Source organism: Brevundimonas sp. BH3 (assembly GCF_045345115.1).
In the GTDB taxonomy this organism is placed as follows: domain Bacteria; phylum Pseudomonadota; class Alphaproteobacteria; order Caulobacterales; family Caulobacteraceae; genus Brevundimonas.
Window position 1 is genome coordinate 1,994,350 of the sequence record NZ_CP150796.1, and the last position, 22,998, is coordinate 2,017,347.

20 protein-coding genes, 1 tRNA gene and 2 pseudogenes are annotated in these 22,998 nt (G+C 58.2%); 4 read left to right on the plus strand and 19 right to left on the minus strand.

Annotation, left to right across the window (positions count from 1 at the left end):
- Nucleotides 1-68 precede the first annotated feature (68 nt).
- Nucleotides 69-911 (minus strand): GntR family transcriptional regulator, encoded by an 843-nt coding sequence (locus WEU32_RS09825; RefSeq protein ID WP_406851760.1) that lies wholly within the window; start codon nt 909-911, stop codon nt 69-71.
- Between the two features lie 568 nt (nt 912-1,479).
- Between WEU32_RS09825 and WEU32_RS09830 the strand changes: the two genes are divergently transcribed.
- Nucleotides 1,480-2,691, plus strand: a complete 1,212-nt coding sequence (locus WEU32_RS09830; protein WP_406851761.1) for a CaiB/BaiF CoA transferase family protein — start codon at nt 1,480-1,482, stop codon at nt 2,689-2,691.
- Between the two features lie 13 nt (nt 2,692-2,704).
- Nucleotides 2,705-3,265: an STM3941 family protein gene (locus WEU32_RS09835; RefSeq protein WP_406851762.1), complete on the plus strand. Its 561-nt coding sequence runs from the start codon at nt 2,705-2,707 to the stop codon at nt 3,263-3,265.
- Between the two features lie 4 nt (nt 3,266-3,269).
- Here WEU32_RS09835 and WEU32_RS09840 read toward each other — a convergent pair whose 3' ends face one another.
- The 8 genes from WEU32_RS09840 to WEU32_RS09875 all read right to left on the minus strand — a co-directional run bounded on the left by WEU32_RS09840 (nt 3,270) and on the right by WEU32_RS09875 (nt 9,442).
- Nucleotides 3,270-3,692, minus strand: coding sequence for a low affinity iron permease family protein (locus tag WEU32_RS09840; RefSeq protein WP_312136515.1), 423 nt, complete (start codon nt 3,690-3,692; stop codon nt 3,270-3,272).
- Between the two features lie 111 nt (nt 3,693-3,803).
- Entirely contained in the window at nt 3,804-4,481 is a 678-nt protein-coding gene (gene tenA / locus WEU32_RS09845) for a thiaminase II (RefSeq protein WP_406851763.1), read from the minus strand.
- On the minus strand, nt 4,481-5,122 hold the full coding sequence (locus WEU32_RS09850) for a TenA family protein (protein ID WP_406851764.1): 642 nt from the start codon (nt 5,120-5,122) through the stop codon (nt 4,481-4,483). Before WEU32_RS09850 ends, tenA begins: the two co-directional genes overlap by 1 nt.
- Before the next feature lie 127 nt (nt 5,123-5,249).
- Entirely contained in the window at nt 5,250-6,074 is an 825-nt protein-coding gene (locus WEU32_RS09855; protein ID WP_406851765.1) for an MBL fold metallo-hydrolase, read from the minus strand.
- Between the two features lie 4 nt (nt 6,075-6,078).
- Nucleotides 6,079-6,858 carry a TatD family hydrolase gene (locus tag WEU32_RS09860; protein WP_312136508.1) on the minus strand — a complete coding sequence of 260 codons (780 nt, stop codon included), beginning with the start codon at nt 6,856-6,858 and terminating at the stop codon, nt 6,079-6,081.
- Nucleotides 6,859-6,861: 3 nt separating this feature from the next.
- A complete protein-coding gene (locus WEU32_RS09865) occupies nt 6,862-7,842 on the minus strand; it encodes a DNA polymerase III subunit delta' (RefSeq protein ID WP_406851766.1) in 981 nt (326 codons plus the stop codon).
- Complete coding sequence (tmk, locus tag WEU32_RS09870; protein ID WP_312136505.1) at nt 7,839-8,462, minus strand: dTMP kinase; 624 nt, start codon at nt 8,460-8,462, stop codon at nt 7,839-7,841. The genes WEU32_RS09865 and tmk overlap by 4 nt, the downstream gene beginning before the upstream one ends.
- 41 nt (nt 8,463-8,503) lie before the next feature.
- The gene (locus WEU32_RS09875) at nt 8,504-9,442 is read right to left on the minus strand and encodes a septal ring lytic transglycosylase RlpA family protein (protein WP_406851767.1); all 939 of its coding nucleotides are present in this window, start codon (nt 9,440-9,442) and stop codon (nt 8,504-8,506) included.
- Between the two features lie 329 nt (nt 9,443-9,771).
- Here WEU32_RS09875 and WEU32_RS09880 point away from each other — a divergent pair.
- Nucleotides 9,772-9,861 (plus strand) — tRNA-Ser (locus tag WEU32_RS09880).
- Between the two features lie 349 nt (nt 9,862-10,210).
- On the opposite strand, the pseudogene WEU32_RS09885 reads toward WEU32_RS09880, so the two are convergent.
- The 10 genes and pseudogenes from WEU32_RS09885 to WEU32_RS09930 all read right to left on the minus strand — a co-directional run bounded on the left by WEU32_RS09885 (nt 10,211) and on the right by WEU32_RS09930 (nt 22,409).
- A pseudogene (locus tag WEU32_RS09885) lies at nt 10,211-10,908 on the minus strand (IS6 family transposase).
- Nucleotides 10,909-10,971: 63 nt separating this feature from the next.
- Nucleotides 10,972-11,934 carry a glycosyl hydrolase family 8 gene (locus WEU32_RS09890; RefSeq protein WP_406851768.1) on the minus strand — a complete coding sequence of 321 codons (963 nt, stop codon included), beginning with the start codon at nt 11,932-11,934 and terminating at the stop codon, nt 10,972-10,974.
- Nucleotides 11,935-11,971: 37 nt separating this feature from the next.
- Nucleotides 11,972-12,376, minus strand: a complete 405-nt coding sequence (gene bcsD, locus WEU32_RS09895) for a cellulose biosynthesis protein BcsD (protein ID WP_406851769.1) — start codon at nt 12,374-12,376, stop codon at nt 11,972-11,974.
- Nucleotides 12,373-15,531 carry a cellulose synthase subunit BcsC-related outer membrane protein gene (locus WEU32_RS09900; RefSeq protein ID WP_406851770.1) on the minus strand — a complete coding sequence of 1,053 codons (3,159 nt, stop codon included), beginning with the start codon at nt 15,529-15,531 and terminating at the stop codon, nt 12,373-12,375. The genes bcsD and WEU32_RS09900 overlap by 4 nt, the downstream gene beginning before the upstream one ends.
- 1 nt (nt 15,532) lies before the next feature.
- The gene (gene bcsB / locus WEU32_RS09905) at nt 15,533-17,866 is read right to left on the minus strand and encodes a cellulose biosynthesis cyclic di-GMP-binding regulatory protein BcsB (RefSeq protein ID WP_406851771.1); all 2,334 of its coding nucleotides are present in this window, start codon (nt 17,864-17,866) and stop codon (nt 15,533-15,535) included.
- Nucleotides 17,866-19,863: a UDP-forming cellulose synthase catalytic subunit gene (gene bcsA / locus WEU32_RS09910; protein WP_406851772.1), complete on the minus strand. Its 1,998-nt coding sequence runs from the start codon at nt 19,861-19,863 to the stop codon at nt 17,866-17,868. Before bcsA ends, bcsB begins: the two co-directional genes overlap by 1 nt.
- A gap of 29 nt (nt 19,864-19,892) precedes the next feature.
- Nucleotides 19,893-20,543: a cellulose synthase operon protein YhjQ/BcsQ gene (locus tag WEU32_RS09915; protein WP_406851773.1), complete on the minus strand. Its 651-nt coding sequence runs from the start codon at nt 20,541-20,543 to the stop codon at nt 19,893-19,895.
- Nucleotides 20,540-20,779, minus strand: coding sequence for a hypothetical protein (locus tag WEU32_RS09920; protein ID WP_406851774.1), 240 nt, complete (start codon nt 20,777-20,779; stop codon nt 20,540-20,542). Before WEU32_RS09920 ends, WEU32_RS09915 begins: the two co-directional genes overlap by 4 nt.
- Before the next feature lie 541 nt (nt 20,780-21,320).
- Nucleotides 21,321-21,668 carry a DDE-type integrase/transposase/recombinase gene (locus WEU32_RS09925; protein ID WP_406851775.1) on the minus strand — a complete coding sequence of 116 codons (348 nt, stop codon included), beginning with the start codon at nt 21,666-21,668 and terminating at the stop codon, nt 21,321-21,323.
- Nucleotides 21,669-21,710: 42 nt separating this feature from the next.
- Nucleotides 21,711-22,409, minus strand: coding sequence for an IS6 family transposase (locus WEU32_RS09930; protein WP_248118097.1), 699 nt, complete (start codon nt 22,407-22,409; stop codon nt 21,711-21,713).
- A 59-nt stretch (nt 22,410-22,468) separates the two neighbouring features.
- Here WEU32_RS09930 and WEU32_RS09935 point away from each other — a divergent pair.
- A pseudogene (locus tag WEU32_RS09935) lies at nt 22,469-22,546 on the plus strand (hypothetical protein); the annotation flags it as partial.
- Nucleotides 22,547-22,998: the final 452 nt, after the last annotated feature.

The following is a 22,998-nucleotide window of genomic DNA, read 5'->3' on the forward strand; positions in this document are numbered from 1 at the left end:
TGCTCGCGGTGAGTTTCATCGATTTTCTAGTGCCGGTGCAAGATCGAATGTATGAGGTTCGAGACAAGCTATCCGATGTGTCGCCACTGCGGCTGCGAGGCGCTGTTATCGCGGGTCAGCATCATATGGTATTCATAATGATCGGGATTATAGAGCCCGATATAGTGTTCCAGCGGCTCGTTCTTGTCGTTCAAAATGGTCCGACGCAAACGGATCACCGGTGACGACACGGCCACACCCAGCCAGTTTGCCACCTGATCGTCCGCCGGAACCGCGCTAAGGGTTTGTTCGGCGCGATAAGGGCGCACCCCGCCCTCCTCGAGCATGCGGATAACGGGTCGATCATCCAACAGGTGCTCCGCCGCCAGATGCGACACACTGTGCGGCAGATAAACCGTAGAAACAGACAGCGGCAGGTTCTGGTGACGACGCAGCCTTACCAAACGCAGTACGGTGTCATCAGGCTGTAGGCCCAAGGCCTGAAGCACGCGTGTGGGCGGAGCCATATCGGCATTGAACTCCAGCAGTTCTGCCGTTGTGGCCATACCCATCGAAATCAGGTTTTCAACCAGCCCCGAAACCGCAGGACCGGCAGGGTTCTGCAACCGCGTCAAATCAGAGGCGACAAAGGTCCCCACGCCATGGCGGCGCACGATCAGGCCTTCGCTTTCCAGTATTTCCAACGCGCGACGAACCGTCACCCGTGACACGCCATAACAAGATGACAACTGCATTTCCGAGGGCATTGGCTTGTCCGTCGCGAACAGACCGTCTTTGATCTGCTGCCGCAGGATGGAACGCAGCTGATGATAGACAGGAATGGCCCGCTTGCTACCGTCCGACGATACACCGCGAAGTCGAGGTTCGGGCCGCGAACCAGCCCCTTCCGGCGCTTTATTCTGATCGGTCATATGCGCCCCCGCTCCATATATCGCCACGACTGCATCATCTGCCACCGCGACTCACGCCGATGAAATATCAACGACATGCAAGCCGAATAAGTACACGAAAAAAGGCGACGAGAAAACTCGCCGCCTTTTTGGGTACAACGCTTACTAGTACGCTTACTGGTACACTTACGCTTACTAAAATAGCCTAACATGCGGACTGCAAGCTAAGCCATCAGTGGTATTCTTGCTAATACAAGATGACCAAAATAGGGCGCAGAAGCTCGACAATCACATGGAACGGCACTTGCCGTGCACTAATGACCACCAGAACATAAAAGCAGTCACATCGACCCATTCAGACATTAGAGGAACGTCTGCGCAGCAAGGGAGGGGGGAGGATGCAGCGCGGCGGGCAGTTACGCGCCCAGAACGTTTCGGCACTGAGGGGGGAGAAACGCCTCAACAGGTCGATGTGTTAACGGCGATAATATACTCGCTTTAGCATAAAAACAGCCAGACCAAGGTCGAACATCACTTCATCCCCTCGCATCAAGGCGACAGCCTTGCCGTGTATTGCTATCTAAAGCGGATGACCACTGATCGCTCTGCCCAGACTGCCCCTGCTATCGGCCCGCTTGTGGGCATCAAGGTTCTGGACCTTTCACGCGTACTGGCTGGCCCGTGGGCCACTCAGACGCTGGCCGATATGGGTGCAGAGGTCATCAAGGTAGAACGCCCCGGCGTGGGCGATGACACCCGCCAGTGGGGCCCGCCCTTCACCACCAGCATTGACGGTACTCGCAGCGACGCGGCCTATTTCATGTGCGCCAATCGCGGCAAGAAATCCATCGAGCTGGATATGGCCACACAGGAAGGTGCCGACACCATCCGCAAACTGGCCATGGAAGCCGATGTGGTGGTCGAAAACTTCAAGGTCGGCGGCTTGGCCAAATACGGTCTGGACTATGGCAGTCTGTCAGCCCTCAATCCGCGTCTTGTCTATTGCTCGATCACCGGCTTTGGCCAGACAGGACCGGACGCCCACCGTGCGGGCTACGACTATATGATCCAGGCCATGGGCGGGCTGATGTCCATCACCGGCCAACCCGATGGCAGCGACGGTGCCGAGCCGATGAAGGTCGGCGTGGCGGTCGTGGATCTATTCACCGGCCTCTATGCCTCCAACGCCATTCTGGCCGCCCTGATGCACGCCCGCAGTTCAGGTGAGGGTCAGCATATCGATATCGCCCTGTTCGATGTTCAGGCGGCTATGCTGGCAAATCAGGCCACCAACTATTTCGTTTCAGGTAAGGCCCCGACCCGTATGGGCAATGCCCATCCCAACCTTGCCCCCTATCAGCCCTTCGCCTGTTCGGACGGCATGATTATTATTGCGGTGGGCAATGATGGCCAGTTCCGCAAACTGTGCGAGGCACTAGGCCAGCCCGATCTTGGGCTTGACGAGCGCTTCGCCAAAAATGCCGAGCGCGTGGCGAACCGCATGCTGCTGAGCCCTATTCTCAACGCCCTGACGCAGCCGCACAGTATGGCGAGCCTGATGAAGTTGCTAGAAGATTACGGCGTTCCCTGCGGCCCGATCAACCGCATCGATCAAGTGTTTGACGAGCCTCAGGCCATCCATCGCGGCCTGACCGTCGAGCAAACCCGCAATGACCTATCGGCACCGCTCAAGACCGTCGCCTCGCCTATCCGCATGTCGAAAACGCCTGTGCGCTATGACCGCCCGCCGCCCGCTCTTGGGGCCGATAATGCAGACGTGCTGGCCAAGCTGAAACCTTGAGGATCACCTGCTGATGAACGAGTTTGTTGCCCGCATCCAGCCGCTCAAGGTCGTTCTTGGCATTGTTATCGCGCTGGGCTTTGTGGCCATCGGCGTGTGGATGACGGGCATTCTGGACCAACCGGTCACGCCGCCTTCGGCCTATGGCACAGATCTTACAATCTATCCCCTGCCCGCCTCTTCGTCGCGTTATCCCGACTGGCTGGTCATTTCGATGGGATGGGTCTGTACTTCCCTTTTCGGCGGGATGGCCGTCCTCGGGGCAATCCGTCTCACCAATCCTGCGGACCACCTGCGGATCAACCGCATGGGGATCACAGTCCCATCCTATACCGACAAACCGATTGCTTGGTCGGATATTGCCGACATCAGCACATGGTCGCATCGCGGACAGAAATCGCTGGTGATCAAGCTGCGTGATCCGTCGCACTTCCCCCGCAAACCGCTGCACCGCATACTGGACAGCCTGAACCGCGGCCTGACCGGCGGTGACATCGGCCTTTCGATGGCAAGCACAAACCGCACCCTGAAACAGGCACTGGACGCCATCGAGACCTTCCGCCCCAAGGCCTAGCCCCCTATTCGATCAAATCGTCATCACGACTGGCCGGACGCTGGCGCACAGGCTTGGCCGCATGTCCGGCATGGATGGCGCTGGCTCGTTTCTCGACCTCGGCCAAAATGGCAGCCAGTTCGTGATCGGTCAGGTGCTCTATACCGATAAAGGCCGCATCGGCCTTACGCACCGCAAAGATCAACTCGTCCAGCTTGGCGTGCATAGCCGCCGCGTCACGGTTCTGAGAGTTCTGGATCAGGAACACCATCAGGAAGGTGATGATGGTCGTGCCGGTATTAATAACGAGCTGCCACGTCTCGCTAAAACGGAAAATCGGCCCTGTAATGCCCCACACAATCACCAGCAACAGGCAAGCCATAAAGGTCCACGGCCTTCCGGCCGTGCGGGCGGTTGCGGTTGCAAAAGCGCTGAACAGCTTTTCCATTACCGCCTAACGGCCCCTCTTGCCGACAGTTCCAGACGGTCAGCAAGAGGGCGACCGGAGCATATACTCGATCAAGCCGTTTCAAACGCCCCCGCTCTTGATCCTGCCTGTTTAGGCAGTCTTATTTTGAGCGCCCAGATCCAAGCCCATCTGCCAGAAGGCGGCTTCTAGGCGTGAGGCCATGGCAAAGATTTTTGCCAACTCGGCAAAGCGTTCTTCCGACACACCGCGCTGGGCCAGTCGGTCCAGTGTTGCGCGCGCGGCGGTGGCAGCGGACTGGAAGCCCTCGCCCGCATATTCGCCGATCCATTCGTGATACGGATGATCCGCTAGAGCTTCCACACCGTTGGGAGCCAGCGCCTTGCCGATTTCGGCATAACCGATCACGCACGGGCTGAGGGCCACATGCATATCCAGCAAGTCGCCCGACATCCCGCAATCCAGCACATAACGGGTATAGGCGACATTGGCCGGATGCTCTTCCTCGGCCTCGACCGCTGCTGCCGACAAGCCCCAGCGCTCGCACAGGCGAAGATGCAGGTTCATCTCGTTCAAAATGGCCGACAGCGTATCCTGCGCCGCCTTCAAATCCTGAAGCGTGCGCGCCTTATAGGCTGCCAGCGCCCAGGCGCGGCTGAAATGGATCAGGAACAAATAGTCCTGTACCAGATAGGCTTTGAATGCCTCATGCGGCAGGGTGCCGTCGCCCATACCGCGCACGAATTCGTGGTCCACATAGGACTGCCAGTCATCATGGGCAGCCGCTTTCAGACGGTCGAAGAAATCCATTACGCATCTCCCTCATAGGCAGCGTCAAAGAAGGCCAGTTCGAGATCGACCGCGCGTCGGAAGAAGTCGCGGGCCACATCGGCCTCGGCGGGACCAACACGGTCCAGTTCGCCTTTCAGGAAGGTCACGAAGTCTACAAAGAACGGGTTGTCGTGCAGGACAATCCATTCTGCATGGATGAAATTTTCTGGCATCGGGCCATCAAGGCGTTGCGCCCAGTCCAGATAAAGCCCTTCGGCCACGTTCAGCACGGCCATAATGGCCGCATAGGAACGCGTAGCCGCAGCTTCCTTCATCAGGGCCTTAAAGCCCGCCGTCGGAACCGCATCAGGGATATCATGGCGTTCATCGCCGATACCCAGCGCCGCAAACGAGCGGATGAAATAGTCATTCTCGTCGCTGCATACCATGCCGAGAAAACGACCCAGACGCAGGCGGCTCTCGAACTGATCCGCCGAGGCCACTGCCGCGCCGACCAACGTCACAAAGGCATCAATGAAACGGTGATCCTGAACCAGATAGCGGCCCATCACCTGGTCAGAGATGGTGCCTGCCAGTAGTTCATCGACATAGCGGTGCTTAACGCAGCCATCCCAACCCGCTGCGTTTTCCAAACGCAGGCTTTCAACAAAGCCGGACATTCATCACTCCAAACTGCCCTGCTCGGCTCCCATAGCGGGAATCGCAGATGGCCTATGGGGTCGCACCTATGGGAACGCGGGTAAAGCCATCGCCCTGACAGGTAACGAGAGTTGTCCGCTGCGTGGCTCAATCCAGCGGGAAACGGGCCGTCCAGCCGTCAAAACCGGCTTCAACACCTGCAGGCAGACGCTTGTTAAGCGTCTCATAGTCCATATCGATATGCAGATTGGTCAGGACCGCGCGTTTGACGCCCGCATCCGCGATCCAGCCCAGCGTCTTGTCCAGATGGGCATGGGTCGGATGCGGGTGATAACGCAGCGCATCCACGATCCACAAATCCGCCCCGCGCACGGCCTCGATAGCAGTTTCATCAAGATCGGAAACGTCCGGCGAATAGACCACCCCGCCCGTGCCGTTATGGCCACCAATGCGATAACCCACAGCACGGATATTTCCGTGTGCCTGATCAAAGGTCACAACGGGCACAGCACCCCCTGCCCCGTCCACCGACCAACGCGTACCGTGCGGCGGGATCAGATGCGCCTCGGCAATGGCCGGGTAATTGTTCTGGAACTCGAACACATAGCCGAACCGCTTCATCAGCGAGTCATAGGTGGCCTGATCCAGCCAGACCGGAATGCGCTGACCACCCTGAATGAAGAAGACGCGGATATCGTCAATGCCATGCGTCTGGTCGGCGTGGTCGTGGGTATAAAGCACCGCATCCAGATGCTTTACGCCCGCCATCACCATCTGCTGGCGAAACTCTGGCGAGGTATCGACCACGACATTCGTGACGCCATCTGAACCAATACGCCGGAACAGAGCCGAAGAGCGCGTCCGCAGATTACGCGGATTTTGTGGATCGCATGCACCCCAGTTGCCATCACCGCGCGGTACCCCGCCGGAGGATCCACACCCCAGAATGACGACTTCCAGCGTGTCCGCCATAGCGTTACGGCCTCGGAATAGAATGGAACAGACCAAAGAAGGCGTCTGTCGTCAGACGATCCGCCTCCTCGGGCGACCAGCCACGCACCTCGGCCAGCTTAGCCAGAACGTGGCTGATATAGGCCGGTTCATTACGACGCCCGCGATATGGAATCGGGGCCAGATACGGACAGTCGGTTTCAACGATAATCCGCTCGTTCGGCATTGTGCGGATGACATCGCGCACGTCTTCGGCGGCCTTAAATGTCGCAATCCCCGAAACCGAGAACCACGCCCCGAGTTCACGAGCAATATCGGCCAGTTCCTGACCGCTGGTATAGCAGTGCATCAGGAATTTGAACGGCCCGATCGCCATTTCTTCCTTAAGGATCGCCGCACAGACATCATCCGCTTCGCGCGTATGCACGATCAGCGGCAACCCCGTTTCACGCGCCGCGATGATGTGCTGGCGAAACACATTGGCCTGAATGTCGCGCGGGCTGAGATCATAGTGGAAATCAAGGCCGCACTCGCCAATACCCACCACACGATCACGCTGTGCCAGTTCGATCAGGGTATCGGCCTTCAAGTCCGCATAATCCTTGGCCTCGTGCGGATGGACCCCCACCGTGCACCAGATATCGGAGTGCGTCATGGCCAGCGCGTGCGTCGCCTCAAAGGTCGACAGCTTGTCCGAAATCTCGACCATCATCTCCACGCCGGCCTCGCGGGCGCGAGCAATCACCTCGTCGCGGTCCTCGTCAAACTGCGGGGCGTGAAGATTAACGTGACTATCGATCAGCATGGTTCAGTGCAAAGCCTTGGTACGCGCGATGTCTGCCAGCGCACCCAGCAGCACATCACCTTTATCCATATTCAATCCGGCGGCCCGTTCGGGCATTTCCGACAGGCGGCCCCAAAGTTCCGCCCAGCGCGCTCCCTCTCGCCCGCCCGTTTCCGCAGCATGCCGCTTAACTGTGGCAATCAGACGATCCATCAGTGCGTCAAAACGCACCGCGCCCTCTGCCCCGCGAAAACTGCCTGAAAGGTCCAGCTCTTCCTTACGGTCCAGCCCTGCACCCTCGACAATCATGCGGGCCAACTGGTCCATTTCGAACAGAGGCCCTGAGGCCAGACTGAGCGCCGCGCCCGGAGATCCACCGGCCATTGAGGCTGCGCTTTCGGCCTCTTCCCACGACACCTGTGTCCGCTGCTGCACCAGTTCGGCCAGTTTCGCCTCGGTCCAAACCGGAAAACTCAAACGACGACAACGCGAGCGAATAGTCGCCAGCAACCGCCCGGGCGCATGGGTCACAAGGAACAGCACGCCGCTTTCAGGCGGTTCCTCGAGAATCTTCAACAGGGCATTTGCGGCATTGATATTCAAGTCATCCGCCGCATCGATAATCGCTACGCGATATTTGGCTTGCGACGGACTCTTGGAAAAGAACTCCGGCAGTTGGCGGGCCTGATCGACCGAGATCGCTTTCTTGGTTTTTCCGCCCTCGACTATGCGTTCCAGTACCAGAAGATCCGGGTGCGCCTGGGCCGCAACCAGACGCGATACCGGGTCACGGGGCGACGCCCCCAGTGGTCCCCGCGAGGAATCCGACGCAGCCCCCAACAAACGACGTGCGGCACGATAGGCAAAGCTCGCCTTACCCGCGCCCTCGACCCCACATAACAGCCACGCATGGTGAAGCCGTCCGCGCCCTAAAGCGTCAAGAAAGGCTTCTTCCGCCTTTAGGTCGGGAACAAGGTCGTATCGATCACGCGGATGCTCGCTCAAAGCAGCCGCTCCTCCACCACGGCCCAGAGCCGCTCGGCAACCTCTTCAACCTCGCCGGTGGCATCCAGCACCACACAACGCTCGGGATGGCGCTCGGCCACAGCAAGGAAGCCCTCGCGCAACTTCTGATGGAACTCCAGCCCCTTGGATTCGAAACGCGTCTCGAACAGGCCACGACCAAAGGCACGCTCCAAGCCCACCTCGACCGGAATATCGAACACAACCGTCAGGTTGGGTTGATTGTCACCGACAACGTGTTTGTCCAGCGCCTCGATCAGGCTTTCGGGCGCACCGCCGCCGGCCCCCTGATAGGCACGGCTGGAATCGGCAAAGCGGTCACAGACTACCCACTTACCTTCTTCCAGCGCAGGAAGGATTTTGCGCTCCAGATGGTCCGAACGGGACGCATACATCAGCAGGGTTTCAGTCCGCGCCGACCAGCGTTCGGCGTCACCGGAAACGGCGATGGCCCGAATTTCCTCGGCACCGGGCGATCCGCCCGGTTCGCGCGTCTGCACGGTGTCTATGCCACGCTCGCGCAGGCGCTCGGCCAGCAGGCGCGCCTGCGTGGTCTTACCGGCACCTTCGCCGCCCTCGAATGTAATGAATCTGCCTCGCACCGACGCACAATGGCTGCGCCCGCGCCGGAAGTCACCCCGATTCAGTCGGCTATCAACAACGCATCCGCAAAACCGCGTGCAATGATAGCCTGACGCAGCCGCTCGGCCCCTTCCCGATCGGCACCGGAGCCTACAATCACGCGATAAAGTGTGCGTCCGCTACGTTCGAAACTTTCCACAACTGCATCACCGCCGACCCGTCGCGCAATGCCATCGGCAAAAGCCCGCTCGTCAAATGACATGACCTGCACACGGTAAGGACCACTGGCCTGAACCGACGCAGACGTGGGCGGAGGAGGAGGCGGAGGAGGTGTATATACAGGCACAGGAACCGGCACAGGTTTCGCTGCCACAAGTGGAGCATCACGCGGCGGCATCAACGGGGGCAAGGGCTGATCCGGGATCGGCACATCACGGCGTGTGCGTGGGTAGTTCGGCGTTGTGCTTGGCCGCGATGAAGAACGCGCCGGTGTCGCTTGGCGCGGTTGATCACGCACCACTTCATGATAGGGGCGTGCGGTTGAAGAAGAGGCGTTAGAAGGCGCGGGTACCCGCTCTACTGGCGGGTTGGCAGCACGGCTACCCACATCAGCCAACCGCATCCCGCCACCCGAGCGTGGAGCACGGCCCGCATAGCGCACCCTCACCTCTCCGACACCCTGATTGAGCAGACCCAAGGCATCGGCCGCTCCGCGTGACAGGTCGATAATACGGTTGTCCACAAATGGCCCGCGATCATTTACCCGCAACAATACACGGCGGCCATTGGCGGGATTTGTCACCTCGACCATGCTGGGCAGCGGCAAGGTTTTATGCGCCGCCGTTAGCGCATTCATGTCGAACCGTTCACCCGTCGAGGTCGAACGTCCGTGATGATACTGACCGTACCAGGAGGCCTGACCTGTCTCGTTATAATCAGGCTGTTCGGCCGGACGATAGGTACGCCCGCGGATCGTATAGGGGCGCATCGTACCCGACACGAAAGGGGCCGGTTCACTTACCGACGGAATATCACGTGGCAGAGCCCCGCCCTTGCCTCCTCCGGCGGACGCACAGGCTGTCAAACTAACCACGGCAGACAACATCAAGACGGCTCGAAACGCACCTTTACTGGCGTTTCTGGACCTCAAAGGCGGCGAAAGGGGGAATATTACCGACTGCATACCCCACCTTGCCCACGGCAAGCTTGGAGTTTGGTTAACAAACATTAGCTGTTTTCGACTTGAGCCCGCGACACTTTTCCCGCTAAGCACTGCGCTCACTTGCGACTCGCCGCTGACTCGCAAGGTTTGCGCCCCAAGCGCCCGACGGAAGAGTGGCCGAGCGGTTTAAGGCACCGGTCTTGAAAACCGGCGTAGGTGAGAGCCTACCGTGGGTTCGAATCCCACCTCTTCCGCCATCTATTCAACAACAACTAGTAAGTATAATTAAGCACACACTAGTCATGTTTACTTAAAATCTACATCAGAGACTGAGCAATTTATGAATATTCCCAATAAAACTGGCTATATACTTCATCATAATCTCTAAGGTATGTTTTGGATACTTTAAGCCGCGACATATCCGCGGCTTGCAGCCAAAACTATATCTCAGCTTCGAATCCATATCTTCCCGCCATCTATTCGCCCGCTAAAGCGGGCTATGCGGAACATCCGAAAATACCCCCGACATTACCGATACTTGCACAGCCCACTCGGTGCTGACAAGTTAACTGGATTGAGCCAAAAGCAGCCCTCCCATTGCCGATTTCAGGCCCCTTGCGTTGCTGCCGACCAAGCGGTTTCGGCCTGACCTCGCAGCACGCGAAGGCCAGATCGGGAAATCAGGTGCGGTTGAAGATTGAAGACGTTGTAAATCGGGCCGTGGCTGGAGAGAAATCGCTGGGCTGAACCCTGCGATTTAAACCTCTGCTGCTTTCGCTCTCGTCGGCGAATAACGAGGTGAGAATTCTCGGCGCGATTGTTCTCGCGCATCCCGCCTGGATGATGACGCCCTTGAAGATTCAGGACTTTCATCGCCGCGCGATAAGACGCAAGTTTATCCGTCACGATAGCTTCCGGATGAACGCCTGTGTTGCGGAGCAAACGCCGCAGCAACTTCAAAGCCGCGTGCTTGTTGCGTCGCTTTTGAACCAGTACATCAAGCACTTCGCCCTCATCATCGACCGCACGCCATAGATACATTCGGCGACCGCGGATCCTGACAACCGCTTCGTCCAAATGCCAACGGCCCGTCGGACGATTACGATTCGGCGAATGTTCGCAGCAATCATTGGCCCAAACTTATTCACCCAACACCGGATAGCTTCGCGGCTAACGTCTATCCCGCGCTCCGCCATCAATTCTTCAACGTCGCGAATGCTCAGTGTGAACCGAAAATACCAACGCACCGCCTGACAAATGACCGATCCTGGAAACCGGTGACGCTTGAACGATAAGCCAGACATGAAAACCCCCACCCTTCAAACCAAGTGGAGACTTTTTAGCGTTAGACTGTCAGCCCCCACGGATCAGCGTGCGCTAGCGCTGGCCTTCTTGCCCAGATGCGCCAGCAACTTCAGGCTTTCCGAATAGTAGTCATTCGAGGCTGACTTGTTCGGAAGCGCGCGGCCAATCGTAATATTGGCAATCGACTGACCACCGCCTGACAAAGGATATGGCGCAGTCTCGCCGCTGACCACATCAATCCATGCCGGCCAGCCCGAAACCTTTTCTGTCTCGCGCCAATAGTCGCGGAAGGTTTTAAGTTCAGTGGTTCGTCCAGACCAAAGCAGATAAAGCGGCACACGCACAGCGTCGAAGCCGAAACGTGCTGGCTTGTCCGCTGCAGGCGACACAGAGCCGTCATCACCGATCAATGTCCAGTCGGGTACCAATTGCCACTGCCCAAAGCGCGAGCGAGTCAGCAGGTCCAGACCATCGCTGATGATGTCATTCCACATTGGTTCGTGACGGGCAAAGGTATCCAGTGCGGGCCAGACATAATAGGACAGGTTTGCCACCACGCCAGCTTCGCCGGTGAAACCAATACGCCCCGGCAACAGCAGTCGTTTGCCCGCATGGCTAACGGTCACTTCGCGAAGGATCGCGGCGCGCAAGCTCATGGAGCGCTCGGCATAGGCTTGCTCGTTCCAGCGCTCGAACGCCAGCAGCAGCGCCCAAGCGATCAGAATGTCGCCATCGGTCGCATTGTTAGGATCAGACACAGGCGGCGTATTCGATGGGTGATAACGCCATGCATAAAGGCCGCTGTCGCTGCGAACCAGATGCGTTTCTGTCCAGCGCAGCATAGTATCGAAGGTGCTGCGGTCATTGGCAGCCAGCGCCAGCAACAGCGCAAACCCCTGCCCTTCGGAATGACTGACATTCCCGTTGCCGGTATCCATAACACGACCATCATTCGCAATGAATGACTGCCGGTATTGCGTCCACAGCGCCTTGTCGAGGTCCTGCGCACAGGCAGATGGAGCCACAACCAATGCCGCCATCATCGCAAGAAAAAGCCTGCGATCACTCCGAAAAAATGAACTCAAGTTCGCTTCCTGATGAAGAGATACGTGATAAGGTGCCATGCGTGCTGAAGTGATGGAACCAGCTACGGTACACCCCTTCAACCAGCAATGGCAGAGTATCTCTCCATACCGAAGAATCCTGTCCTTGGTGCGGCAATTGGTGGCGGATCAAAAGTCCGCCCCGCTCCATGGACATAGACACCATTCCGAAGCCCAGTTCGGCCCAGATGTCATTCATGGCCACGGTAAAGGGCTCAAGCCCGCCGTTGAAATCAAACGAACAGGCCGCGCCTATGCGCTCGCCAACCGCCACGATAAAGTCATCTGACCCGTGGCCCAGCCGGCTCCTGATCTCGGACAGTATGGCCACCGAGATCAGGGTTTCAGCAGAAGTCGAAATCAATAGCTGCTCCCGAACGGCTGTTTGATCTTCAGCTCCATCCGATACTCGTCGTAATTGCCGAAGGTGTTCATACGGGCCTCGCCACCCATGGAAGTCGTTCCCAGACGTTGCCAGACCTCAAGCCCGCCCGAGAAGGCAAAGCCGCTGCGGTTCTGGCTATCATAGTAAGAACGCACATCATCATTCAGCGCCTTAAGCGCATCAAGCTGTCCCTGAGCCGCCGGATCCAGCGGATAGAGTAATGCCCTGTCCTGCTGGTAGGTCTGATAGCCCGGAGTGATGTTGGCATTGATCATCCAGTCACCCGACTGCCAGCGCACATCGACAGGGAACGACAGGCTGACAAAACTCTGGGGGCTGAAATAGCCGCCATGACCGAGCGTGAAATAGCTCAAATTCTCGTCAAACGACTGATAGTTCATCGCCAGACCCGCGGTGACGCTCAGTTCATCACCCAAATAGACCCGACGATAGCCCCCGAGATTCATCTCGAGCGCATTGTTGTCCTCTACGCCCTGCCCTGCATAAACGCGGTAGGCCACATCGCCATAAAGTCCCGTGCCGTCACGCTCCCAACTCAGGCCAAAGCCGCCGCCGGTCTTCATGACCGAGCCCCAGACTTCGCCACTAACCGGATCAACTGCACCGGCATAGGACAGGACACTATCGGTTACAGGGCGACGCTCTGCAAAGACCTTGAACGCGCCATTCGTTCCTATGCGCGGACGCCAGATGAAGCCGCCTTGCGCGTCGGTTCTCTCGAAACCGAGCGGCGTAGTGCCAACATCGATCTGGAAGTTTTCATCTTCATAGGAGGCACTGATAACAACACCCGACGCATACTGGCTGTCATTGGCAGCCAGAACCGTGGGTTCCTGTGCCACAATGGCCAGCGCTTCTGCCGTAGCGTTGCGGCCAAATCGTGCGCGAGCCGAGCGGTTCATGTCGCCGGCATCGATCACAGTGGGCTGGATCGCTAGACCGACGCGGCCACGACCTGCAGGCAGCGTGCCCTTGATATTGGCCGAAAGGCTGCTGAGGTTGCTGAGACCACCCTCGCCCGAACGCGAACGCGCCTGGATATTGGCTTCCAGACGTGGAGCTTCGTCATCGCTCAGGTCAGCCAGAGCTTGCTGAACCGGCGTGCGGCTTGCCATCTGCTGCGTTGAACGCGATGACGCACGCAACGTATCGGGCATGAACGGGTTTGCCTGAACCGGAGCAAGCGACTGGCCTGCCGAGCGGAACGGGTTGTTGACAGTGAAAGCACTTCCTTCGCCCAAACCCTGCGGTGCCCCCAGACGTTGGGCCTGTTCCAGAAGGCGTCGCGCCGCACGGCGATCACCCGCTGCCTGCTCGATACGGGCTGCCGTGAGATAGGCTTCAACATCGTCGGGGCTTTGACGCAGCAGGCGACGATAGACATCACGGGCCTTGCCCGTTTCGCCACGGGCCGAATGGGCATCCGCCAGAGCCGACAATACCGCAGAGTTCGATGGCGAGCGTTGCAACGCCATGCCGTAAACCTGCACTGCCTCTTCACTCATATTGCCCGCCATATAGAGGCGACCAAGCGAGACGAGGATATCGGTATTCTGCGGTGCAAGGCTCCAACCCGATTGCAGCACATCAAAGGCTTCGGCATGCATGCCTTGCTCGCGCAGGCGATCCGCACTGGCTACCGTCAAAACCGAATAAAGGTTCGAGGCCGCTACCGATGAACTGTTACCGCCCGTAGAACGCTGGATCACCTGAAGCGCCAGATCGTCCTGACCGGTCTGCGCCAGAAGGCGCACCAGAGGCTCCACCTGCGAGGACGCCAATGCCGGTTGCTGTGCCGCCGAACGGGCCAATACGCCCGCACGGTCCGTCAGCCCCATAGACTGGTACGTTCCGGCCAGACGCAGTTGTTGTCCCACCGAGGCACTGGTCGAGTCATAACGGCCCAGCATTTCGATGGCATCGGACATGCGGCCTGCCGCCGCCATGGCTTTGGCCTGACGTTCAATATCGATAAAGCGGATTTCGGCATCCAGCGCCCGCATTTCAGCGGTGCGAGAAGCCTCGGGGATACGGTTCAGTATGCGCGAAGCGTCAGACGGACGGTCGGCCTGACTGTAATAAAGTGCAGCGGCGTAGAGTCCATCAAGCTGGCTGGAGGTTTCCAACGGCTGGATAATGGCGGCGGCATCACTGCGACGGCCCTGCTCTAGAAGGAAACCCGCAAAGGCGTAACGTGCCCATGGATCGGTCGCACCACCACTCTCGATGGCACGGCGATACGCCCCTTCGGCCCGCAGCGGATCACCGGCACCAGACGCCTCTCCCGCTTCGGCTAGCGCGATCTTGTATGCAACCTGCGGCTGGCCGATACTGGCTTGTGAATAGGCTGTCAGAGCTTCACCAAAGCGGCCCTGCTCAAGAAGCAAGTCGCCGAGCTGCACCGCCGCCAGAGACTTTTGTTCGGCATCGGATGCAGACGCAATCAGGCCCTGAAGTGCCGTCTGGGCCTGTGCGATCTGGCCCGCATCGATTTTGCTGCCCGCATCTTCCAGACCGGCAAAGAAGCGAGCCGAAGCCAGGGCCTCGGACCAGCGTGACGCACCGCCCGACTGGCTTGCGCGCTCAAGCAGATCACGCGCATCGCGGAAACGATCCTGACGAAGACGCACGATACCCAAGCCACCCAGCGCATCGGCATCGCGGCTATTGATCGACAACGCCTGTTCGAACTGGCTCGCGGCAGTACTCAATTCTCCGCGTTCCAGCGCGGCATAGCCTGCAACACGCAAACGGCCTGCACGGTCAGCAGCGCTGGAGGTCGCACTCTGGCGGTTGCTACGTGGTGCAGAGACCTGAGCAGGCGCAGTGTCGACACGTGTACCCGTATCACGACGGACCAACGGCTGTGGCTCCTGAGAAACCGGAGCCGGACCGCTGAGGCCACGACGTGCCGCAGCGTTATTGGGATCCAATTGCAGCGCACGATTATAGGCCTGATCGGCCAGATCGTTTCGACCACGGGCGCGCCAAAAATCACCCTGACGCACCAGTTCATTGGCCGTATTGTTCTGGGCTACAGCCTGGTCCAGCGGAAAGCTGCTGGCCGCGACTATAGCCCCCAGAGCGACCGTTACCGAAAGAATGGACTTCACTTTACGCATCCTTCTTACCCGTCAGTCGTCTGCGGCCATGAGCCTTGAGTGCATAGTAAAGCGGGAAGCCGACAATGATAGACGCCAGCAGCGCCGCCAAGGCCATCACGACAGGGCGCTGGCTGAACCAGTATCCAATCGCAAGCCACCACGGCAGGTCACCCCGCCACTTGGTCGGCTTGACCTGGAAGGCTTTGAACTCGTCACCATTGCGGATGACAAGGTCCCCGCGGATTTGAGCCTTGGCGTCTGCGGTCGGCAGCAGGCTCGTCATCTGAGGAAGGGTCGAGGTCTGGCTGCTCAGAACCGCAACCACGTGACGGTCCTTGGTAAACGGCGAGGCAAAGCTGGTAACACCCTCGAAGCCGCTGGCAGAAGACACGGCCAGAGTGGCTTCATCAGCCTCGTGACGGCCACCCGGAGTGAACCAGCCGAAGAAACGCTCCAACGGCGTCGGATGGGTCACCTCAAGACGGCGCTCGCGAATACGCACAGGCGATTTCTCGAACAGGGCCTGATGATTTGCCAGATCGGAACGGCCAATCACCAGAATGTCCTTGTCGGCCATACGGCTTGGCTGAACCGAACGCATCACCGTCAGGCGCGTGGTCGGAACACCGGTCGAGTTACCGAACTGGCCCATCAGGTGCAGGAAGGCCTCAACCTCTCCCGCAGTTATGTTCTCGCCGACTAAAACAGCCGTATCGGCAAGGTCGGGCATACGGGTGAACGGGAAGCCGCCGCCGGTAAACAGCGCCAGGTTCGGCATGCGTGCCGCATGGTGCGCACTACGGAAGTCGACGGTGCTGTTCGGTTCGATAGACGTCAGCACATTGTTCGGCAGACGTCCCACGCACTGGCCCGGATCGGTCACCTGTAGGTCGTAGTTGAAGCCCAGTTCGTTCTGGCCAAACAATGTATAGGCCGGAAGCGTGGTGACAGCCGTCGATTGGGCGGAGGTGATACCCTTTTCGGCAGCCAAAGAACCAAACAGATTCTGGGTCTTGATCGGTAGCGAGCGGATATATTGACCGTTCACCGTCAGATCGAGGCGCGAACGACGGGTATCCAGCCACTCGCCGCGCGGATAACGGTAGTGGCTCTTGAGCTTGGCACCTTCAGACGGCCAGAAGAACAGGTCCGGCGGCAAACGGAAGTTCGCTTGCAGGCGGCCCGGCTGGAGCCCCATCCCGACAAGATCGGTCGCTTCAACCAGTTCACCCAGTTGCATGACCTTTTTCACATTGACCCAGCGCGGGGCGCTGTTGGGCATGTAGGTCGGGATCGAGCTGCCGGTCAGATCGGCAAAATCACCTTTGAGGTTGCCCTGCGAATAGGCGACGCCCGCAGCGGCCTGTTTCAGTTCGGCAGCATCGCGTCCCATAATCAGCAACAGCGAGCTGTAAGGATCGCGAGGGTGGCGGACCACGGCAACAGACGGACCGTTGATGGTACGCTCTAGACCCGGAACCATCTGGTCCGGCGTCATGAAGACTACAGCGTCGCCATCAGGAAGGGTGTTGAATGCTGCCGGGAAGGCAAAGCCGCGATAGCTTGCCATTGCGCCGAGGGCACTGGCCATGGTCGCAGCCGCTTCCAGATCGCCATTCGACGGAGCCGCACCAAAGACGAAAGGCAGCTTCAGCGGCGCGACGTCATACTGGTCAAAGAACGGCGCAGGGAAGGTCTGCAGATCAGGTGCGATCCCCAGACGCTGCACGCGCAGATCGAGGTAGGAGCGAACATTGCTGATGTTGGCCCACAGGCTGCTGTGAAGCGGGTCTTCACAATCGCGCGTATAGTGGCCGATCAAGCGAAGATTCAGCCTGTTGTCACCCGGAACGATCAGCGCCGGATCAAGCGGGATTTGAACCCGCGTGCCGTCAGCACCCGATTTCGGAAGAGGCAGGCTGCGCACCACCTCGTCATTGACCAGAACCGTTATGCTGCTGAGGTCTTCGAGCATCGACGGCGAATAGGCAAAGTCCAGCACCAGATTACCGGATTTAACGACCTCGTCGTTACGGCTGGTAAAGGGAATACCAACCTCGCCCTGAACACCCTGAAGGCGCACGCTCTGGCGAACCTGCAGATCGCGCAGGCTGGCGCGCAGTTGGCGTTGCCCCTGCCCCAGCAGTTCGACCATCGCCGGGGCTGCCGGACGGGTATTGACCGTCGTCGAAGCCCCCGTGCGGTTCTGCAAAGGCGTGGTTTGCGCCACGGCCGCAGTTTGCGCCGAAGCACTGACAACAGGGGTTACAGCCAGGAACAGAGCCAGTGCCGAAACACCGACACGATGGGCCATACGTGTGTTTTGCTGCTTGCGGTCGGACATCACGCGGCCTTCACCATGGCATTTTCCAATTTAATATCAGCATCTTCCCAAGCATCAGAGCGGCCAAATACCGCGACACTCAGAGCTCTGCGCTGTTCAAAGGTCAGATCGGCGAAGCTCAAACGCACCACACCGTTACTCTTGCCGGCCACCTTGACCGGCAAGACGAGATTCTCGCCCGCTGTGCGAATGGCGACGTCGGTCACGACCTTGTCGGCCATATCCATGTCTTTCGGAATACGAACAGCCAGACCGCCAATCGAGGCATCTTCGGTTTCGGTATCCACCAGAGCACCGCTGTCGAAATACAGGGTCACAGGCAATGCCGCCTCGACGCGAACAGCATGACGCTGTTGCTTGGTCTCGCGCGCAATCAGAACCGCAGAAATAAGGATCAACAGGCTGAACACCGACCACGCCAGGTTCATCACCACAGTCCACACCTCGGCATAGCCCGTGAACATTTTGACGAGGCCGAACACCACCCCGATGACCAGCAGCACAATGACAAACATGTGCGGCACGACACTGCTGTAGTCGAAGAAGGAGCGATCAATCACACCGCCCTTGGCCGTCACGTTAAACGAACCGCCCTTCGGGTTGATCAGCGTCTCCAGCGTCGGGCGCAGCAGGTGGAAGGCCAGAAGCGATTCATAAATTTCACTCCAGAACAGACGGCGTTTGCCACCTTGAATACGGTGCGTTGCGATCATCGCCCCGAACAGGTGCGGCGCCGCATAGGCAAAGATCATTGGAGCGGCGGCAAAGATCACGCTCTGGTCCGCCAGCAGGAAGGCCAGAGGCGAGGTCAGGAACACGATGCGCGGCAGCGGAAACTGGAAGTGCAGCATCGCATTCAGATAGCAGAGCCGCTGAGGCAGGCTGAGACCCGGACCGAACAAAGGGTTATCGATGCGCAGCATTTGCGTCATGCCGCGCGCCCAACGCGCACGTTGACCGATATGCAGTGCCAGCTTCTCGGTCGCCAGACCTGCCGACAGCTTGATATTCAGATAGCCCGAACGCCAGCCCTTGCGCTGAAGCTTCAGTGCAGTGTGGGCGTCTTCGGTAACGGTCTCGCCGGCAAAGCCGCCGACATCGTCCAGAGCCGAACGGCGGATAACCGCGCACGAACCGCAGAAGAACGAGGCGTTCCAGAAGTCGTTACCATCCTGCACCACATCATAGAACAGTTCGCCCTCACCCGGCAGATCGCCGACAAGGGTAAAGTTACGCTGGACCGGATCGAGAGAATAGAAATGGTGCGGCGTCTGAAGAAGTGCCAGTTGCGGATCGCGCTGGAACCAGCCCACCGTCATCTGCAGGAAGGCACGTGTCGCCACGTGGTCGCAGTCGAAGATGCAGATCAGTTCGCCATTCGTCTTGGGCAGGGCTGCGTTCATATTGCCTGCCTTGGCATGCTTGTTATCCGAGCGGGTCAGATAGCCACACCCCGCATACTGGGCAAAACGTCGAAACTCCGGACGACGCCCATCATCCAGAATATAGACGCGCAGCTTGTCGTGCGGATAGTCAATCGCCATGGCTGCAAAGACGGTGCTCTGTACGATCGACAAATCTTCATTATAGGTCGGGATATAGATATCGACCGTCGGCATATCGGCGTCATCACCTTCAATCGACACCGGCGGACGGCGCAAAGGCCAGACCGTCTGCATCAGACCCAGAACGTGGATCAGCCACGCAAACAGTTCTGCGAGGAACAGACCGCCACCGAGAAACAGTTCCAGAGGCTGATCGAAGGACAGCGTATTGGTTGCACGCCACCATATGTAGCGCGTCGAGGCCAGAAGCGAGATCAGGCAAATGATCAGCGTCGCGCGACGTGCAGGGCGAAACTGCAAAAGCGCCATAGGCACAATCATGCCAAAGGCAAAGATCCACTGCCCCTTCAGATCAAGCGGCGTCAAAATGACAGCGGCAGCCAGACCCGAAGCCAGCAACAGACCAACGCACAGGCCTACAAGGCGCAGCAACGCGCCTTTGTCTTCCGGTAATGTCCCTCTCATCGGCGCGAACCGGTGGCGGCGAGAGGAACCTCTTCCATACGTTGCAGCAGGTTGGTCAGCGCCGTGCGCATATCCCCCCATGCCGCACTATAGGGTGCCGAGGTCGATAGCATTTCCAGATTGGCAACCGCTTCTTCAACCGTTTCATCCTGACGAATGCGGCCGATGACGCGATCACGGAAATGCCTGGTCAGATAGTCTGCGGCAGCACGCTTCAGAGGAAAACGGCTATCGTCGAAATTGATCAGCAGGTAGCGGTTCTCGCCTTCCGACAGAAAACGCTTAACACTGGCAGCCATGGTCACGGATGTGGCCGAAGCCGGAACGACCAGAACAACCGCATTGGCGCGGGTAATCGCTTCAGCCTGCACATCACCGCTTGAACGCGGCAAATCCCACAAAAGAAGATCGCCCGAAAAATCATAAGCGGTTTGCGGCGTGGCCAGTTTGATACGCGATGCCGTGCTTTCACTCTTCTCGCCTGTAGCCAGACCGACCAAGCCGAGATGGTATTTCAAAGAGCCGTGGATATCGGCGTCAATACAGACAACCCCGAGATCCTGCTGCGCCGCAGCCTGCGCAAAACCCGATACAACTGCGCTTACGCCGGTCCCGCCCTTCAGGGATGTTACAACAATATTGATCACGAAGAACGCTCCGCAGAAATGCGGTTGATCAACGACTTGATGTCATTTGCTTCTGTTGCAGGTGAAGCAGCATCAAGTTCGTTAGTGACAGAACGAGCCTCGTTAAGCTGCCTGTCGATAAGTTCAAACAAAGGCCAGCGAGCGCTGCTGGATTGGGTATCGACCTCGTGATATTCGCGGTACTTAAAGTCGGACTGCCCCAGGCGGTCCAAAAGTCTTTTCGTTTCGACGCGCACGCTAATCCCCCACTCCTCACTACGAACCAAAATTCGATTACGTGTATATACGTATTCTAACGCGATTGGCTTTAAGCGCCACGTAAAAGGTGCGATAACACACCCCTTGCGGTGCTGTCAGCTGAACTAAGCGAAGTCGAAAGTGACGTCACCCGTTCCATACCCTTGGCTCTGGCGGTTCGCCTACGGACGGGTAGACCACTTCGCGCGTTAGAAAAGCCTAAGCTTTGGGACGATGATTTTTGGTGCGATTATTGAAGACGGCCGCCAAAACGGCACTGACAAGTTGGGACCGTCAGGTTAACCGGGCACACTCAAAAGTTCCCCTTCCCTGCTCAATATCAGGCAACAGCCGCCGTCCATGCGGCATTCGCATCGACACGAAGGCGACGAAGTGTCGGCCTGCTGATCAAATGGCGTTGGGTGTTGAAGGTGTTGTAGATCGCTGCGTGGGTGGTAAGAAATCTCTGGGCTGAGGCTTGAGATTTGGGTGCTGACACGTTAACTGGGCTGAGCTGAAATCAGCCCTCCCTTCCCGACTTCAGACTGCTTTCGTCGCTACCGCCCACGCGGTTTCGGCCTGGCCTCGCAGTACGCGAAGTCCGGCTCGGGAAATCAGGTGCGGTTGAAGATTGAAGACGTTGTAAATCGGGCCGTGGCTGGAGAGAAACCGCTGGGCTGAACCCTGCGATTTAAACCTCTGCTGCTTTCGCTCTCGTCGGCGAATAACGAGGTGAGAATTCTCGGCGCGATTGTTCTCGCGCATTCCGCCCGGATGATGACGTCCCTGAAGATGCAGAACTTTCATCGCCGCTCGATACGAGGCAAGTTTATCCGTAATGATCGCTTCCGGATGAATGCCTGTGTTGCGGAGCAGGGGTGCTGACAAGTTAACTGGATTGAGCCAAAAGCAGCCCTCGCCTTGCCGATTTCAGGCCCCTTGCGTTGCTGCCGACCAAGCGGTTTCGGCCTGACCTCGCAGCACGCGAAGGCCAGATCGGGAAATCAGGTGCGGTTGAAGATTGAAGACGTTGTAAATCGGGCCGTGGCTGGAGAGAAATCGCTGGGCTGAACTCTGCGATTTAAACCTCTGCTGCTTTCGCTCTCGTCGGCGAATAACGAGGTGAGAATTCTCGGCGCGATTGTTCTCGCGCATCCCGCCTGGATGATGACGCCCTTGAAGATTCAGGACTTTCATCGCCGCGCGATAAGACGCAAGTTTATCCGTCACGATAGCTTCCGGATGAACGCCTGTGTTGCGGAGCAAACGCCGCAGCAACTTCAAAGCCGCGTGCTTGTTGCGTCGCTTTTGAACCAGTACATCAAGCACTTCGCCCTCATCATCGACCGCACGCCATAGATACATTCGGCGACCGCGGATCCTGACAACCGCTTCGTCCAAATGCCAACGGCCCGTCGGACGATTACGAATTCGGCGAATGTTCGCAGCAATCATTGGCCCAAACTTATTCACCCAACACCGGATAGCTTCGCGGCTAACGTCTATCCCGCGCTCCGCCATCAATTCTTCAACATCGCGAATGCTCAGTGTGAACCGAAAATACCAACGCACCGCCTGACAAATGACCGATCCTGGAAACCGGTGACGCTTGAACGATAAGCCAGACATGAAAACCCCCACCCTTCAACCCAAGTGGAGACTTTTTAGCGTTAGCCTGTCAGCACCCCATGGCCAATAAGACCGCCCGGATTGCGTGGGCGGTAATGGCGCGAGGCGAGACCTACAGACCTATCGCTAAGGTTTAACCGAGATTGCTGCGAACCATTGGTTTGTAGCTCCGAACTGGAAGGGTGCATATGGGATGATGATGATCAGGTAGTGGCCGCAGGCTGGGAAAACCCGAGGTACTGTCGGAGCCTTGAGCTCGATAGCCTGATTGGGACCTGGTCCAGCGGACTCCATCAGGGCCAGCGGCCATCGACGCCGCACAAACAGGCCGGACAGATGACCGCAACACCCAGATCGTCACTTCAAACCAGATTCACCCTTGCAGTGCAGGGGCCGTCCACAGATGACAGCACCAACAGCAGTGCAAAAAGCACAGCCACAAAGCTTCGCCACGTGGTCATCCTGCATTCTGTCACGGCGAGCAAGCTGACAAATGCGTCACCGGACAAAATGACTAATATTCCAAATATTGGGCAGTGCGGGTCATAGATTATGCCCTCGACGAATGGCTAGACAATCTTCACAACCT

Bases quoted from the DNA above. Each gene is read 5' to 3' on its own strand.
- WEU32_RS09825 (WP_406851760.1), bottom strand. From the start codon at position 911: ATGACCGATCAGAATAAAGCGCCGGAAGGGGCTGGTTCGCGGCCCGAA.
- WEU32_RS09830 (WP_406851761.1), top strand. From the start codon at position 1,480: ATGACCACTGATCGCTCTGCCCAGACTGCCCCTGCTATCGGCCCGCTT.
- WEU32_RS09835 (WP_406851762.1), top strand. From the start codon at position 2,705: ATGAACGAGTTTGTTGCCCGCATCCAGCCGCTCAAGGTCGTTCTTGGC.
- WEU32_RS09840 (WP_312136515.1), bottom strand. From the start codon at position 3,692: ATGGAAAAGCTGTTCAGCGCTTTTGCAACCGCAACCGCCCGCACGGCC.
- tenA (WP_406851763.1), bottom strand. From the start codon at position 4,481: ATGGATTTCTTCGACCGTCTGAAAGCGGCTGCCCATGATGACTGGCAG.
- WEU32_RS09850 (WP_406851764.1), bottom strand. From the start codon at position 5,122: ATGTCCGGCTTTGTTGAAAGCCTGCGTTTGGAAAACGCAGCGGGTTGG.
- WEU32_RS09855 (WP_406851765.1), bottom strand. From the start codon at position 6,074: ATGGCGGACACGCTGGAAGTCGTCATTCTGGGGTGTGGATCCTCCGGC.
- WEU32_RS09860 (WP_312136508.1), bottom strand. From the start codon at position 6,858: ATGCTGATCGATAGTCACGTTAATCTTCACGCCCCGCAGTTTGACGAG.
- bcsB (WP_406851771.1), bottom strand. From the start codon at position 17,866: ATGTCCGACCGCAAGCAGCAAAACACACGTATGGCCCATCGTGTCGGT.
- WEU32_RS09930 (WP_248118097.1), bottom strand. From the start codon at position 22,409: ATGTCTGGCTTATCGTTCAAGCGTCACCGGTTTCCAGGATCGGTCATT.